The organism is Winogradskya consettensis (assembly GCF_018332715.1).
Taxonomy (GTDB): domain Bacteria; phylum Actinomycetota; class Actinomycetes; order Mycobacteriales; family Micromonosporaceae; genus Actinoplanes; species Actinoplanes consettensis.
This window is the reverse complement of record NZ_BOQP01000016.1, coordinates 1-15,577: the sequence shown is the minus strand read 5'-3', so window position 1 is coordinate 15,577 and position 15,577 is coordinate 1. Positions and strand designations below refer to the sequence as shown.

Genomic DNA, 15,577 nt, shown 5'->3' with positions numbered 1-15,577 from the left:
CGGACGACGGGCATCGCACCCCTACTCCCGATGGCTCCAGGTGAACTGGTCATCGACCGAGAACTGATACCAGGTGTCCCCGATCACCGTGTGCAGCAGAGCACCCCGGCCGATCACCGCGCCCTGGCCGATCGGTCCGCCATCGGGCAACACGAGCCGGTACTGCCCGGCGATGTCGAACCGGCCGTCGTTCAACGTGCCGACGGTCAGCACGTCGAAGCCGGCTCCGTAGCCCCCGAGAAGCGCAACGTGCTCGTAGCCGACCGCCACAGCCCTGACGCCGCGGACAATGTCGGTGCGCCAACCCGCAATACCGCGTTCCGTAATCCGGACAAGGGGCAAGCCGCTGTAGTAGGAGATCCACGTGCCGTCGTCCGCGACGTTCAGCGCAGCGCAGTCATCGATGCCGCCCCACGGACTCTCCCGCGGATAGCTCCAGGTCCGGCTCAGGTCATCCGCCGAATACCGGATCAGCCCGGGACATCCCGGCGGCGCCGGGCCCGGCCCGCCCCACCCGTTGCCGCTGCCCCAGATCGCGATCGAGCCGTACCCTGCCCAGATCGTGTCATCGGCGCCGACCATCAGGTGCAAGATGTCGTCACCCCAGGTCGCCTCGGCCTCGACCCGGCCATCCGCGCCGTAGACGACGGCGTTGCGCTCAGGCCCCGACGGATGCCAGACGCACTTGTTCCCCACGGCCAGAATCCGCCCGCCCGGCAACATACGCACGAGCGGAAAGGCGAACGGAAAGGACGGAATCGTCCGGACCAGCGCACTGACGCCCGCCACATGCACACTCAGCCGTACGTCGACTGCCCGCAATGGCCTCCCGTGAGATATCGGGGAACGCCAACCACCCCCGAGCTGGAACAGCGGATCCCGGTCCCGGGCCGCGCACCACAACACCTGCATTTCATTCCCGGCCCCGACCGCCACCCCCACCAGCCGATCTCCGGCGACAGGCGCGGTCACTTGCGCGTGGGCCCGTAGCGGCAGAGCGGGCATTGCCATCACCAGCTCGCGCTGCTGAAGTTCCTCATCATCCAGCTCCGGTTCCACCCGACCAGTCCACCACCGGCCCCGCCGCCGCGGCGCCTGTTCCCTGACGATCAGCAGCGACCACCGCTGATCACCGTCGGGCACGACCTCGACGTGCTAGCCCTGCTGCGGGGTCAGACCTTCTGGCTCGTTGGATCCTCTTGATATTAAGGGGGATCCAATTCCACGGAACCCCTGATCACGGGAAAGTGACCACCACTTTGTCGGCCGCGCCGGGTGTCGTGGCGAGGTCGAGGGCGCGCTGGGCTTCGGCGAACGGGATGGTGTCGCTGACGATGAGGGCGTACCGCTGCCAGTTTTCTATGAGGTCGCGGGTGACCTCGAAGATCTCCGTCGGGTAGCCCATCGACAGGACGACGGTCAGCTCCGTGGTCAGCAGGGCACCGAGGTCGAGCGGGACCGGCCGTTTGTGCACGGCGACCACGCCGAGCGTCGCTCCGTGCCTGGCCAGCCTGGTGGCCGTTTCGATCACCTGGGGTACGCCGGCCGCGTCGAGGTAGATGTCCGTGCCGGCCCTGCGACCGCGGGCGAAGCTGGGCGGTGCTTCGCCGTGCAGGTCGATCAGGAGCTCGTCGACCGGGGCCGATGCCGAGTTGATGACCGCGTCGGCGCCCACGGCGAGGGCCTTCTCCAGGCGGCCGGGCACGATGTCGACCACCACGACGTGGGCGCCGCGCAGTTTGTAGGCGATCGTCGCGCCGAGGCCGATCGGGCCGGCGCCGAACACGACGACCTTGTCGCCCGCCTTGGGCTGCGTACGGTTCACTGCGTGCCCTGCCACCGCCATCGGCTCGTTCAGAGCCGCCACCTCGAACGGGATGTGCGCCGGGATCGTCACGAGGTGCGTGCCGGCCTCGGCGCCGCGGACCAACACGTATTCCGACAGGGCGCCCTGCGCACCGCCGCTGCCGATGATGCCGTCCGCGGCGGCCATCGGATTCAGCACCACGTGGTCACCGACGGCAAGGTCCCGGACCCCGGCGCCGATCGAGACGATCTCCCCGGCGGGTTCGTGGCCCAGCGGGGTCGCGCCCTGCCGGGGCGGTATGCCACCGACCGAGATGTAGAGCCCGTCCGAGCCGCAGATGCCGCACGCCCGCATCCTGACGAGCACATCTCCCGGCCCGGCGACCGGCCGCTCCACCTCGATCGTCGCCGTTTTCCCAGGTCCGGTCACGATTACCGACTTCATCATGGCTGCAAGAGAACCAGAACGGCCTGACAGAACGCTGACGTCAGCACCGCGTCAGGATCGTCATGTCTCCTATGGAGATGAGAGACAGAACGCATGCCGGGGAGCTTCTCGTCACGTCAGACCTGCAGGTGTCAGCCGCGGAGACGATGTGGCGGCACGTCAACGCGGAGTACGTCGACGACATCGACGAAATCCTGGCAACGCTGGCACCGAGCGGGCCGTACGCGTACACGGTGAGCCCCGCGGTGGAACCCGGTCACGAGATCCCCACCCAGCGCATCGTCGCGACCTACGACGGCATCGCGGAGACGTACCGCAACATGCACCGATTCTCCGCGGTCGTCGCGATCCGCCCGATGACCGAACTCCACGGCTCCTGGTATTCCTTCGTCAGCGGCATCGGCCGTGGCCGCGCCAAAGCCACCGGCGCGGAGAGCCAGCGCCCGGTCATCGTGCTCTTCCCGACCATGGGCTCCGAAGGCATAACCGGCGAACTCTTCTGGGGCCGCACCCAATCCGCCGCCATGCCCGGCGACCCCGCCGACGGTCCCCTCGCCGCCCGCTACGCCGTCGCCGCCCTCCAGACCCGGCTGCTCGACGCGTTCCGGACCGGTGACGTGGACACCATCGCCGCCCACGCCCACCCCGAAACCCAGACCGGCACCCGCGACTATCTCACCGATGCCGGCACCCTGGTCGAACTGCACACCCGGGACGAGCTGCGAGCGCACCTCACCGCTTTCTACGACCACTATTCGGTACGCGAACTCGCGCTGATCAACCAGCACGTCGACGACTGGTTCTTCTTCCACGAACTCCGCTGGACAATCGAATCCCCCACCGGCACCGTCCTGCGTTTCCACACCGCCGAATACGCCGAGGTCTCCCCCACCGGCCTGGTGGTCGCCCGCATAGGCCACGGCACCGACCCCATCCCCCTGTGAGGGCCGCTATCGCAGTGGGATGTCGTGGGCGGGGCTGCGCTCGTCGGCGGGGCGGGGACCGAAGAGGCGGCGCTCGGATTCGGTGATGGCGACGTCGTTGATGCTGGCCTCGCGGCGGCTCATCAGGCCACGCTCGTCGAATTCCCACAGCTCGTTGCCGTAGCTGCGGAACCAGTTGCCGTCGCTGTCGTGCCACTCGTACTGAAAGCGGACCGCGATGTGGTCGTCTGTGAAGGACCACAGGCTCTTTCGAAGTGCGTAGTCGCGCTCGCGCTGCCATTTCGCGGTGAGAAACTCGACGATCTGGTCACGCCCCTGCAGAAAGACGTCACGGTTACGCCAAACCGAATCCTGCGTGTACGCGAGAGCGACCCGCTCCGGTTCGCGCGTGTTCCAGGCGTCCTCGGCAGCCTGCACCTTGGCCCGGGCGGTGTCGAGGGTGAACGGCGGGAATGGCGGGCGTTCCTCGGTCATCGTCATGCTGCCCTTCGCTGGGTGATCACGGCCGGCTTCGATCATCCCCCGTCGGCGGCGTGCGCGATGAAGCGGGCGAGCAGGGCGTGGAGCCGGTCGCGTTCCGCGGCCGAGAACGGCGCGGGCAGACCGGCCATCACCTCGCTCGCCGTGGCCTCCGCAGCAGCCAGTCGCTCCCGGCCCGCCGGGGTGAGGTGCACGGCGTAGCTGCGGCGGTCCCGGGAGTGCGCGGCCCGTCCGTGGGCACACCCTTTAAGGCATCCTAGGAATCTAGGCTGACAGTCTGGGGCGGAGGCGATCGGCTTCGCAGGAGTGGGGCTTGCTGCGCGGTTCACTTCGGTACCGTCGGATACCGCTTGGTGGAGGACGGGAGCAGCATGTGAAGGCAGCACGGTTCAGTCGGTTCGGGAGCCCGGATGTGCTCGAGCTCGCCGATCTGCCGGACCCGCACCCGGGTGCGGGGCAGGTGCGGATCGCGGTTCGGGCGGCCGGGGTCAATGCGAGCGATTGGAAGAAGCGCCAGGGGCTGATGGATCAGGACCTCCCACAGACCCTGGGGTACGAAGCAGCCGGCCTCGTCGACGAGCTCGGTGCCGGGGTCACGGATGTCGCCCTCGGTGACCGCGTGTTCGGGTTCTCGCCCGACGGTGCCGCGCAGGCGGAGCTCGCGGTGCTGTCCCACTACGCCACCATCCCGGCGTCGCTCGACTTCGCCGCGGCCGCCGCGCTCCCGTCCGCCGTGGAGACCGCCGCCCGCGCCCTCGACCAGCTCGGCATCGAAACCCAGCCCAGCCGCGGCAGCGGCGTCACTCTTCTTGTCAGTGGTGCGTCCGGCAGCGTGGGTAGTGCGGCGGTTCAGCTCGCTGTGGCGCGTGGCGCGCGGGTCATCGGTACCGGCAGCCCGGCGACCCACGAGCTGCTGCGCAGCCTCGGTGCGGAAGCTGTGGCGTACGGGGACGGCCTCGCACACCGGGTACGCGAGCTGTCCCCCGACGGCGTGGACCTCGCCCTCGACGTGGCCGGCAGCGGTAACCTGCCCGAGTTGATCGAGCTCGCGGGCGGCCCGGAGCACGTGCTCACCGTCGCGGACCACGCGGGGGCCCAGGAGTACGGCGTACGGTTCAGCCGGGGTGACTCGGGCCGGGCGCTCTATTCGCTCGCCCAGGTCGCGGGGCTGGTCGAGGCGGGGGCGTTCACCGTTCGGGTCGGGCGGACGTTCGCCCTGGAAGATGTCGCGCAGGCTCACCGTGCCGGGGAGGCGGGCAGCGTACGAGGCAAGATCGTGCTGGTGAACTCGTGATCAGAGCCGCCAGATGACGGTGGCGGTGCGGTGCAGCAGGGGTTTGAGGCGGAAGGCGCCGGGGCGGCGGGTGAGGAAGCCGGCCAGGACCGCGGTGGCCATGGCGGCCTGGATGAGTGAGGCGAGCCAGCCGTACGTTGCGGTGGCAAGGGCGATGAGCAGTGGCAGTGAGCCTAGCAGTGCTAGGTCGGGGCCCTGGGCGAGCCAGAGGAACGGGCCGCTCGGGACGACGCCCATCGGGGTGACGATCAGCGGGTAGTCGTGGCGGACCAGTGAGCGGCGGGCCGAGCGCAGAGCTCCCGCGGCCAGGGCCGGGCCCGAGGCCGCGCCGAGGACGAGTGCCGCGGCGATGTCGCCTCCGGTCCGGGCTGCCACCAGGGCGAGCGCCGTGGCCGACCAGAGCGCCGCGACGACCGTGGGCAACGCCGAGCGCAGGGCGAGCAGGTGCTGGCCGGTCAGGCCGAGCAGGCGCGCGGGGGTCGGGCGGTCGGCGTCGTGGCGTACGTTGCTGGTGGTCTGGCCTGCCGCGAGCAGCGCCGCGACCGCCCAGCTGCCGAGCAGGACCGTGGGTGACGTGCCAGGACCGGCAACGATGACGGGTACGGCGCCGAGCGCGACGGTCAGCGCCACGCGCCCGGGCAGCCGGAGGTACGCGAGCACGTCATGGGCGACGATCGCCCGTCCACCGCTGCGAGCCGGGAGCCGTCCGCGCAGGGTGCGGCCACGCCAGCGGCGTTCCTCGGCGGCGCGGGTCAGCAGGCCGGGGTCCGCGGTGCCGATACCGTTGATGAGCGTCGCCGCGCCGTCGCCGCTCAGCGCACCGATGCGGATGCGGTCGAGGCGCGCCACGACGCCCACCACGACCAGCAGGGCGGCGGCCACTACCACACCGGTCACGGCCGGGCCCGGCGCGAGCGCAGCGGTCCGGGGCATGAGCAGGGCGGCGGCCAGGCTTCCCGCGGCGAGGGTACGCAGGATCGGGGTCGCATTGCGGGCGGTGATCTGGATCCCGGCGGCCACCCCGGCGAGCAGCACGCCCGTCGCGGCCGCGAGCACCAGCAGGCCCGCGGTCGGCGCGTGGGACACGAGCACGGTCAGCAGGCCGGTCGTCCCGCCGACGCCGAGCACCGCGGTCAGCCGGGGCAGCAGCAGGTCGCGGCGGCTGACCGGGCCGGTCGCGACCCACATCAGGGTCGGCCGGGACAGCCCGAGCGGGCCGAACGTCGCGGCCGCCCAGAGCGCCAGCGCAGCCCCGGCCGGAGCGGCGACCGTCAGAGCGATGCCGGGCCCGCGCGCCGAGGTGGCCACGGCCAGCACCGCGAACGCCGCGGACAGGACCACGGTGTAGATGCCGTCCGCGCTCCACCGGCCCCGCGCCCCGCGCAGCCGCCTGACGCGGATCCAGCGGCGTAACTCCGCGGCTTTCATCCCCGGTCCAGGTCGACGACGCGCCCGGCGGTGCTCAGGCCCGGGTCGTGGGTCGCCATCAGGACCGCGCCGCCCAGGTCGAGGTAGCGGGCGAGCAGGGCGCCGAGCACCGTACGCCCGTCCTCGTCGAGGTGGCGCTCCGGCTCGTCGAGCAGCAGCAGCCGGCTCGACCGGGCGAACGCCATGGCCAGGGCGAGCCGTTGGCGCTGTCCCGACGAGAGCTGGGCCGGGGAGCGGCCGGCGAGGTCTTCGAGCCCGAGCGTGGCTGCCAGCTCGACCGGCGTCCACCAGCCGGGCGGCGGATCACCGGCGACGAGCCGGACCAGCTCGACGTGTTCCATGACGGTGAGTGACGGGTACCAGGCGGCGTCGTCGAGGAGCGCGCAGACCGTACGCCGGAAATCAGCTCTGGTCTCGTCGGCGGCCGAACCGTCGACCAGGATCGTGCCCGAGCGCACCGGAAGCACCCCGCAGACCGCGCGCAGCAGGGTGGACTTCCCCGCGCCGTTACGACCGCGGAGCACGACGGCCTGACCCGCGGTGAGCTCGAGCGAGAAGCCGGCGACAACGTCCTGGCCCCGGTAGGCAACCGCGACGGACAGCATGGTGAGCACCGGACAAGTATCCGTGCCGTCGCCGGCGCCGCGTGACGGGCGCCACCTGCGGCGTTAAGAGCGCGTCAAGAAGTGCCCCGGCGGCGTAGGCAACGCGTGAACGCCGATGACACGGGCTCCCCCGCGCGCTTTTCTTCTCCACGTAAGCCCCCACACCCCTCGTCAAGGAGCCTTCCGTGGCTGATCTCGTGTTCGTCGGACTCACGGTGGTGCTGTTCGCAGCGCTGACCGTGCTGATCCGGGCGGTCGAACGCTGGTGAGCGCCGTCAACCTCATCGGCCTGATCGTGGCCGTCCTGCTCGGCGTCTTCATGGTCGCCGCCCTGCTCTTCCCGGAGAAGTTCTGATGGCCGGCTGGATCTTCGTCGTCTCCCTGGTGCTCGCCCTCGTGGCGGTGTACCGGCCGTTCGGCGACTACATGTACCGCGTCGTCACCGGCACGCGGAGCAGCGTCGCCGAGCGCGGGATCTACCGCCTGGTCGGCGTCAACCCGGCCGCCGAGCAGACCTGGGGGGTGTACGCCCGCAGCGTGCTCGCCTTCTCCGCCGTCTCGGTGCTGTTCCTCTACCTGCTGCTGCGGGTGCAGGACAAGCTGTGGCTGTCGCTGGGCCTGCCCGCGGTCACCGACCACATCGCCTGGAACACGGCGGTCAGCTTCGTGACGAACACGAACTGGCAGGCGTACTCCGGTGAATCAACGATGGGTCATCTCGCGCAGATGGCCGGTCTCGCGGTGCAGAACTTCGTCTCCGCCGGTATCGGCATCGCCGTCGCCGTGGCGCTGATCCGCGGTTTCGCGGCCCGCAGGAGCGGCACGCTCGGCAACTTCTGGGTCGACCTGACCCGGATCACGCTGCGGATCCTGCTGCCGGTCTGTGCCCTCGCCGCGCTGATCCTCATGGTCGGCGGCGTCGTGCAGAACCTCTCCGGCGGCACCGACGTGACCACGCTGACCGGCGCGACGCAGCACCTCACAGGCGGTCCGGTCGCGTCGCAGGAAGCGGTGAAGCTGCTCGGCACGAACGGCGGCGGCTTCTACAACACCAACTCGGCGCACCCGTTCGAGAACCCGACGACGTGGACGAACTGGTTCCAGATCTTCCTGATCTTCCTGATCCCGTTCAGCCTGCCCCGGGTCTTCGGCCGCATGGTGGGGCAGAACCGCCAGGGGTACGCCATCGTCGCGGTCATGGGCATCCTCGCGATCGCCTCGGTGGCGCTGACCGTGGGGTTCGAGGTGCACGGCGGTGGCACGGTGCCGCAGGCGGTCGGCGCGGCGATGGAGGGCAAGGACGTCCGCTTCGGCGTCCCCGACTCGGCGGCGTTCGCGGCGGCGACGACGTTGACCTCGACCGGCGCGGTGAACTCCTTCCACGACTCGTTCACGCCGTTCGGCGGGATGATGCCGATCGTCAACATGATGCTCGGCGAGGTCGCCCCGGGTGGCGTCGGCTCCGGGCTCTACGGGCTGCTCATCCTCGCGGTCATCACGGTGTTCGTGGCCGGGCTGATGGTCGGGCGCACCCCGGAGTACCTCGGCAAGAAGATCGGCGCGCGGGAGATGAAGCTGGCGTCGCTGTATTTCCTGGTCACCCCGACACTCGTCCTGGCCGGCACGGCCGCCGCTTTCGCGACGGGCAACAACAGCACGGCGCTCAATGTGGGACCACACGGTCTCTCCGAGGTTCTGTACGCGTTCACGAGCGCCGCCAACAACAACGGCTCGGCGTTCGGCGGCATCACCGTGAACACGCCGTGGTGGGACACGGCGCTGGGGCTGGCGATGCTCCTAGGCCGGTTCCTGCCGATCGTGCTGGTCCTGGCGCTGGCCGGATCCCTGGCACGGCAACGGGCCACCCCCGAGTCCGAGGGCACGCTGCCCACCCACCAGCCCCTGTTCGTCGGGATGGTCGTCGGCGTGACCGTCGTACTCGTCGCCCTCACCTTCCTCCCCGCTCTCGCACTCGGACCCATCGCAGAGGGACTGTCATGACCCCCACCGACCACCCCACCACCACCCTCGAGCCGCCCGAAGGCCGAGCTGTGGAACGGCAAGCGGATACCCCGCCGCAGCCTCGCAGGACCGTCCAGGGCGGACTGCTCGATCCGAAGCAGCTCCGGCAGGCCGTGCCCGGTGCGCTGGCCAAGCTCGACCCGCGCACCCTGTGGCACAACCCGGTCATGCTCATCGTCGAGGCCGGGGCGCTGTTCACCACCGTCCTCGCGGTCACCGGCCCCAGCGTGCTCGCCTGGTCGATCACCGTGTGGCTGTGGCTGACCGTCGTCTTCGCGAACCTGGCGGAGGCGGTCGCCGAGGGTCGCGGCAAGGCACAGGCCGCCACGCTGCGTCAGTCCAAGAAGGATACGGTCGCCCGGCGTCTCGTCGACGGCGTCGAGCGGCTCACCCCGGCCGCCGAGCTCAAGCAGGGCGACACGGTCGTGGTCGAGGCCGGCGAGACGATCCCGGGTGACGGCGACGTCATCGAGGGCATCGCCAGCGTCGACGAGTCCGCCATCACCGGCGAGTCCGCCCCGGTCATCCGCGAATCCGGCGGCGACCGCTCGGCCGTCACCGGCGGCACGAAGGTGCTCTCCGACCGGATCGTCGTGCGGATCACCCAGAAGCCCGGCGAGAGCTTCGTCGACCGGATGATCGCCCTGGTCGAGGGTGCCAACCGGCAGAAGACGCCGAACGAGATCGCGCTGAACATCCTGCTCGCCGCGCTCACGCTCATCTTCCTGCTCTCGGTCGTCACGCTGCAGCCCCTGGCCATCTTCTCGAAGGCGTGGCAGGCCGCCGCCCCGGACACCGCGGCGATCGACGCTCACGGAGTCACCGGGATCGTGCTGGTCTCGCTGATCGTCTGCCTGATCCCCACCACGATCGGCGCACTGCTGTCCGCGATCGGGATCGCCGGCATGGACCGGCTCGTGCAGCGCAACGTGCTCGCGATGTCCGGCCGCGCTGTCGAGGCGGCCGGTGACGTGAACACGCTGCTGCTCGACAAGACGGGCACAATCACTCTCGGAAACCGTCAGGCAGCTGAGTTCGTACCCGTCGAAGGTGTCACGGCACTGACCCTCGCGGACGCCGCGCAGCTCGCCAGCCTGGCCGACGAAACGCCCGAAGGGCGCTCGATCGTGGTCCTCGCCAAGACGGAGTTCGGCCTGCGGGAGCGCGAGCCCGGCCTGATCGCCGATGCCGTGTTCGTGCCGTTCACCGCGCAGACCCGGATGAGCGGCGTCGACCTCGGCGACCGGCAGATCCGCAAGGGCGCCGCCGCCGCGGTGATCTCCTGGGCCGGTGGAGCCACGGCCGAGGTCGCCTCAGTTGTGGACGAGATCAGCTCGTCCGGCGGCACTCCGCTGGTCGTCGCGGAGCAGGGTCGCATCCTGGGCGTCATCCACCTCAAGGACGTGGTGAAGCCGGGGATGAAGGAGCGGTTCGACGAGATGCGCAAGATGGGCATCCGCACCGTGATGATCACCGGTGACAACCCGCGCACGGCGAAGGCGATCGCCGACGAGGCCGGTGTCGACGACTTCCTCGCCGAGGCCACCCCCGAGGACAAGCTCGCCTACATCCGCAAGGAGCAGGAGGGCGGCCGGCTGGTCGCGATGACCGGTGACGGTACGAACGACGCACCCGCCCTCGCGCAGGCCGACGTCGGCGTCGCCATGAACACCGGCACGTCGGCCGCGAAGGAGGCCGGCAACATGGTCGACCTCGACTCCGACCCGACAAAACTCATCGAGATCGTCGAGATCGGCAAGCAGCTGCTCATCACCCGTGGCGCGCTGACGACGTTCTCCATCACCAACGACATCGCCAAGTACTTCGCGATCATCCCGGCCATGTTCGCCGCCGTCTACCCCGGCCTCGACACGCTCAACGTCATGCGGCTGCACTCACCGGGCTCCGCGATCCTGTCCGCGGTCATCTTCAACGCCCTCGTCATCGTCGCGCTGATCCCGCTCGCCCTCAAAGGCGTGCGATACACACCCTCCAGTGCCAGCTCACTGCTACGACGAAACCTCCTTGTGTACGGGCTGGGCGGCGTCGTCGCCCCGTTCCTCGGCATCAAGATCATCGACCTCCTCATCCAGTTCATCCCCGGGATCTGACATGCGACTTCCCAGCTGGCTCTCCCAGCACCTCGCCGCCCTGCGTGCCCTGCTCGTCCTCACCATCCTGCTCGGGCTCGCGTACCCGCTGCTCCTGGTCGCCGTGGGCCGGATCCCCGGCCTCAGCGACAAGGCCAATGGTTCGCTCGTGGCCCATGGCAGTGTGCTCATCGGCCAGGCCTTCACCGACGCCGACGGAAACCCCGTCCCGCGCTACTTCCAGAGCCGCCCCTCCGCGGCCGGCGACGGCTACGACCCCACCGCCACCTCGGCCAGCAACCTCGGCCCGAACAGCGTGGTCGACACCCTCGCCGACAACCCGGATGACGCATCGCAGAGCCTGTTGACCCAGGTCTGCGCCCGCAGCCTCGCCGTCGGCACTCTCGAAGGTGTCAGCGGGGCTCGGCCGTTCTGCACCGCTGACGGCGTCGGCGCGGTCCTCGCCGTGTTCCACCGCGACGGCTTCACCGGCCCGATCACCCGCGTGGTCTCCGTCAACCAGACCGGCACGCCGTTCGTGGCGACCTACGACGGCGTGACCGTCGAACCCGCGACGATCGGCGACGACTACCAGGCCCTCGGCGGGATCATCACCCCGATCCGCGGTGACGCCCCCTCGCACCCCGCCGTGCCCGCGGACGCCGTCACCGCCAGCGCGAGCGGTCTCGACCCGCACATCAGCCCCGCGTACGCCGCCCTGCAGGTCCCGCGGATCGCCCGGGAACGGGGACTGTCACAGGACGCGGTCCGGAAACTGGTGCACGACAACACCACCGATCGGGCGCTCGGTTTCCTCGGCGAGCCGGCGGTCAACGTACTGAAACTGAATCTGGCCCTCGACGGCCTCGCCCCCAACGGCCCTGCCGCCAACGGCCCTGCCGCCAACGGCCTCGCCCCCAACGGCCTCGCCCCCAACGGCCTCACCGCCGACGGCCCTGCCGCCAACGGCCTCACCGCCGACGGCCTCACCGCTGGCGGCCAGAAGTAGCGACGGGAGGCGGCGCGGAGATGACACGCGGGGAACTACGCATCTACCTCGGCGCCGCACCCGGCGTCGGCAAGACCTACACCATGCTGGAGGAGGCACACCGGCGCGCCGAACGGGGTACCGACGTCGTGGTCGCCCTCGTGGAGACTCACGGGCGCCGGCACACCCAGGCCATGCTCGCCGACCTCGAGGTGCTGCCCCGCCGCACGATCCGGTACCGCGGCGTCGACTTCACCGAACTGGACGTCGACGCGGTCCTGGCCCGGAACCCCGAACTGGTCATCGTGGACGAGCTGGCACACTCCAACGTGCCCGGCTCCCGCCACGGCAAGCGGTGGGAGGACATCACCGAGCTGCTCGACGCGGGCATCGACGTGCTGAGCACGGTCAACGTGCAGCACCTCGAATCGCTCAACGACGTCGTCGCCCAGATCACCGGCGTCGAGCAGCGCGAGACCGTACCCGACGCCGTGGTCCGCGCCGCCGAGCAGGTCGAGCTCGTCGACATGACCCCCGAAGCCCTGCGCCGTCGGATGGCGCACGGCAACATCTACCGGCCCGAGAAGATCGACGCCGCGCTCGGTAACTACTTCCGCACCGGCAACCTCACCGCGCTGCGGGAGCTCGCCCTGCTGTGGCTCGCCGACAAGGTCGAGGACCAGCTCGGCAAGTACCGCACCGACAACAAGATCGACGCCACCTGGGAGACGCGGGAACGGGTCGTCGTCGCGCTGACCGGTGGCCCCGAGGGCGGAACGCTGATCCGCCGGGCCGCGCGGATCGCCACCCGGACGGCGGCACCGCGATCCGGCGGGGCGGACCTGATGGCCGTACACGTCACTCGCAACGACGGCCTGGCCGGAGCCGACCCCGCAACCCTGGCCCGGCACCGCGTCCTCGTCGAGAGCCTCGGTGGCTCGTACCACGAGGTCGCCGGCACCGACGTTCCCCAGGCACTGCTCGACTTCGCCCGCGCCGTCAACGCGACCCAGATCGTCCTCGGCGTGAGCAGCCGCGGCAGACTCGCCCAACTGCTCTCCGCCGGCGTCGGCGTGACCACCACGGCACTGTCCGGCACGATCGACGTCCACCTCGTACCCCACGAACGCGCCAGCCAGGGCCGCAGCGCCCGCCGCATCCCCCCGGCCCTGTCCCGCGGCCGCCGCCTCGCCGGATACTGCACGACGCTGGCCGGGCTGCCGGCCCTGACCGCCCTGCTGAGCCTGGGACCGTCGTTGTCGCTCACCAACGACATCCTGCTGTTCCTCGCCGCGGTCGTCGGCGTCGCCCTCATCGGCGGTCTCTGGCCCGCACTGCTCGCCGCCGTCGCCGGATCCCTGCTGCTCAACTACTGCTTCACCCCACCCCTCGGCCGCTTCACCATCGCCGAGGGCGACAACCTCCTCGCCCTGGCCATCTTCGTCGCCGTAGCCCTCGCAGTGAGCTGGGTCGTCGACACCGCCGCCCGCCGCACCCGCCAGGCCGCCCGAGCCGGCGCCGACGCCCAGATCCTCGCCACCGTCGCCGGCAGCGTCCTGCGCGGCGACCGCCCCCTGACCGCCCTCCTCGAACGCCTCCGCGAGACCTTCACCCTCGACTCGGTCACCCTGGTCGACAAGGGCACGGTCGTCGCGGAGGTCACCAGACCCACCGACCCTCTGCCGCCCGCTACTCCCCTACCACCCACCGCTCTGCCGACCGCTCCCCTCTCGCCTGCCACCCCGCTGGCCCCCTCCCCGCCGACTGTCTCGCTGCCGGCTGCCTCCCCGCCGACTGCCTCGCTGCCAGCTGCCTCGCTGCCGGCCGCGGAGGTCAAGGTGGACGGGGAGTTGGTGATGTTGTTGCGTGGCCACCCCCTCGCGGCCTCCGACCGGCGCATCATCGAGGCGTTCGCCGCCCAGGCCAGCGTCGCGCTTCGCCAGGAACGACTGACCGCCGAGGCGGCGACCGCCAAACCCCTGGCCGAGGCCGACCGCATGCGCACCGCGCTACTCGCCGCAGTGAGCCACGATCTGCGTACGCCCCTCGCATCCGCAAAAGCCGCAGTAGCCAGCCTCCGCAGCGACGACGTGCACTTCGACGAACACGACCGCGCCGAACTGCTCGAAACCGCGGACGAATCCCTCGACCGGCTCACCAGGCTCGTGACCAACCTGCTCGACATGAGCCGCCTGCAGGCCGGCGCGTTCGGCGTGACCGCGACCGCGATCGGCGCCGAGGAGATCGTCCCTCGCGCCCTCGACGACCTGGGCCCCGACGGCCGTACCGTGACCCTGCACATCCCCGATGACCTGCCCGCCCTGCACGCCGACCCGGGCCTGCTCGAACGCGTGCTCGTCAACCTCACCGCCAACGCCCTGCGCCACAGCCCCGCCGCCCGCCCCCCGGTCATCACCGCCAGCTCCCACGGCCACACCGTCGAGATCCGCATCATCGACCACGGCCCCGGCATTCCCGAAAACCGCTGGCCCGAGGTCTTCCTGCCCTTTCAGCGCCTCGGCGACCACGACAACCACAGCGGCGTCGGCCTGGGCCTCGCCCTGTCCCGCGGCCTGACCGAAGCCATGCACGGCACCCTGACCCCGGAAGAAACCCCCGGCGGCGGCCTCACCATGATCATCGCCCTGCCCACCTCGAGCCCCGGCACCCCCACCTGATCAAATCCTCTGATGCGCATACCTTCGGACAGCGAGATCCGCGCCCTCCACGAACGCTTCGCCCCCACCCCGCAGACCCTGGCCTCAGTACTCACCCACTGCGAAATCGTCTGCCGGATAGCCGAACAGCTCCTCGCCACACCTTCCCCCAACGTCGGCGCTAACCTCGGCCCAGACCTCGACCCCGCCCCCGCCCTCGACCCCGCCCTGGTCCGAGCTGGCTGCCTCCTGCACGACATCGGCGTCTACGCCCTCTACGACCACGAAGGCACCCTCGACCACGCCAACTACATCCGCCACGGCATCCTGGGCCACGAAATGCTCCGCGACGCAGGCCTACCCGAAGCCCTCTGTCGCTTCTGCTCCTGCCACACCGGCGTCGGCCTCACCCAGGACGACATCACCCGCCAGCACCTGCCCCTCCCCCCAGGCGACTACCAACCCCAAACCCCCGAAGAACAACTCGTCATGTACGCCGACAAGTTCCACAGCAAGAAAACGCCCCCCACCTTCCTCACCGCCGCCACGTACGCCACCACCGCCCGCCGCTTCGGCCCCGGCAAGGAAGCCACCTTCACCGCCCTGGTCACCCACTACGGCGAACCCGACCTGACCGCACTGTCCCACGAATACGGCCACGCCATCCAAACCACGACCCCCTGAGCGACGCAGTTTCAGATGGTGGATGTCGATCTCCATCGTCGCTCTGGGACGGCGAAAAGTGTCGTACCCCCGGTCGAAAATCGTGCTCATGTTGGTCCAGGTGCAGCAACTCGGTGACGACGCGGCGGTCC

The 15,577-nt window shown here is 70.3% G+C and carries 13 protein-coding genes and 1 pseudogene; 8 read left to right on the top strand and 6 right to left on the bottom strand.

What is annotated here, in order from left to right; genetic code table 11:
- Nucleotides 1-21: 21 nt before the first annotated feature.
- Nucleotides 22-1,059 carry a hypothetical protein gene (locus Aco04nite_RS15840; protein ID WP_212997982.1) on the bottom strand — a complete coding sequence of 346 codons (1,038 nt, stop codon included), beginning with the start codon at nt 1,057-1,059 and terminating at the stop codon, nt 22-24.
- A 178-nt stretch (nt 1,060-1,237) separates the two neighbouring features.
- Entirely contained in the window at nt 1,238-2,254 is a 1,017-nt protein-coding gene (locus Aco04nite_RS15835) for a zinc-dependent alcohol dehydrogenase (RefSeq protein WP_244876029.1), read from the bottom strand.
- A gap of 77 nt (nt 2,255-2,331) precedes the next feature.
- Here Aco04nite_RS15835 and Aco04nite_RS15830 point away from each other — a divergent pair, with 77 nt between their 5' ends.
- Nucleotides 2,332-3,198, top strand: coding sequence for a nuclear transport factor 2-like protein (locus Aco04nite_RS15830; protein WP_212997981.1), 867 nt, complete (start codon nt 2,332-2,334; stop codon nt 3,196-3,198).
- A 6-nt stretch (nt 3,199-3,204) separates the two neighbouring features.
- Here the strand turns inward: Aco04nite_RS15830 and Aco04nite_RS15825 are convergent, their stop codons facing one another.
- Complete coding sequence (locus Aco04nite_RS15825; RefSeq protein ID WP_244876028.1) at nt 3,205-3,678, bottom strand: nuclear transport factor 2 family protein; 474 nt, start codon at nt 3,676-3,678, stop codon at nt 3,205-3,207.
- A gap of 35 nt (nt 3,679-3,713) precedes the next feature.
- Complete coding sequence (locus tag Aco04nite_RS15820; protein WP_212997980.1) at nt 3,714-3,872, bottom strand: winged helix DNA-binding protein; 159 nt, start codon at nt 3,870-3,872, stop codon at nt 3,714-3,716.
- Nucleotides 3,873-4,051: 179 nt separating this feature from the next.
- On the opposite strand from Aco04nite_RS15820, the gene Aco04nite_RS15815 reads away from it, so the two are divergent.
- Entirely contained in the window at nt 4,052-4,972 is a 921-nt protein-coding gene (locus Aco04nite_RS15815; RefSeq protein WP_212997979.1) for an NADP-dependent oxidoreductase, read from the top strand.
- On the opposite strand, the gene Aco04nite_RS15810 is transcribed toward Aco04nite_RS15815, so the two are convergent.
- Together Aco04nite_RS15810 and Aco04nite_RS15805 are read right to left on the bottom strand one after the other, a co-directional pair.
- Nucleotides 4,973-6,400: a DUF6297 family protein gene (locus Aco04nite_RS15810; protein WP_244876027.1), complete on the bottom strand. Its 1,428-nt coding sequence runs from the start codon at nt 6,398-6,400 to the stop codon at nt 4,973-4,975.
- Nucleotides 6,397-7,005: an ABC transporter ATP-binding protein gene (locus Aco04nite_RS15805; protein WP_244876057.1), complete on the bottom strand. Its 609-nt coding sequence runs from the start codon at nt 7,003-7,005 to the stop codon at nt 6,397-6,399. Before Aco04nite_RS15805 ends, Aco04nite_RS15810 begins: the two co-directional genes overlap by 4 nt.
- 265 nt (nt 7,006-7,270) lie before the next feature.
- Between Aco04nite_RS15805 and kdpF the strand changes: the two genes are divergently transcribed.
- From kdpF to Aco04nite_RS15775, 6 genes and pseudogenes are all read left to right on the top strand, one after another.
- On the top strand, nt 7,271-7,360 hold the full coding sequence (gene kdpF / locus Aco04nite_RS15800; protein ID WP_244876026.1) for a K(+)-transporting ATPase subunit F: 90 nt from the start codon (nt 7,271-7,273) through the stop codon (nt 7,358-7,360).
- Nucleotides 7,360-9,006 carry a potassium-transporting ATPase subunit KdpA gene (kdpA, locus tag Aco04nite_RS15795; RefSeq protein ID WP_212997977.1) on the top strand — a complete coding sequence of 549 codons (1,647 nt, stop codon included), beginning with the start codon at nt 7,360-7,362 and terminating at the stop codon, nt 9,004-9,006. Before kdpF ends, kdpA begins: the two co-directional genes overlap by 1 nt.
- Nucleotides 9,003-11,138 (top strand): potassium-transporting ATPase subunit KdpB, encoded by a 2,136-nt coding sequence (kdpB, locus tag Aco04nite_RS15790; protein ID WP_212997976.1) that lies wholly within the window; start codon nt 9,003-9,005, stop codon nt 11,136-11,138. Before kdpA ends, kdpB begins: the two co-directional genes overlap by 4 nt.
- Nucleotide 11,139: 1 nt before the next feature.
- Nucleotides 11,140-11,979: pseudogene (locus tag Aco04nite_RS15785) on the top strand (potassium-transporting ATPase subunit C); the annotation flags it as partial.
- A 167-nt stretch (nt 11,980-12,146) separates the two neighbouring features.
- Entirely contained in the window at nt 12,147-14,783 is a 2,637-nt protein-coding gene (locus tag Aco04nite_RS15780; RefSeq protein ID WP_212997974.1) for a DUF4118 domain-containing protein, read from the top strand.
- 12 nt (nt 14,784-14,795) lie between these two features.
- Complete coding sequence (locus Aco04nite_RS15775; RefSeq protein WP_212997973.1) at nt 14,796-15,446, top strand: HD domain-containing protein; 651 nt, start codon at nt 14,796-14,798, stop codon at nt 15,444-15,446.
- Nucleotides 15,447-15,577: the final 131 nt, after the last annotated feature.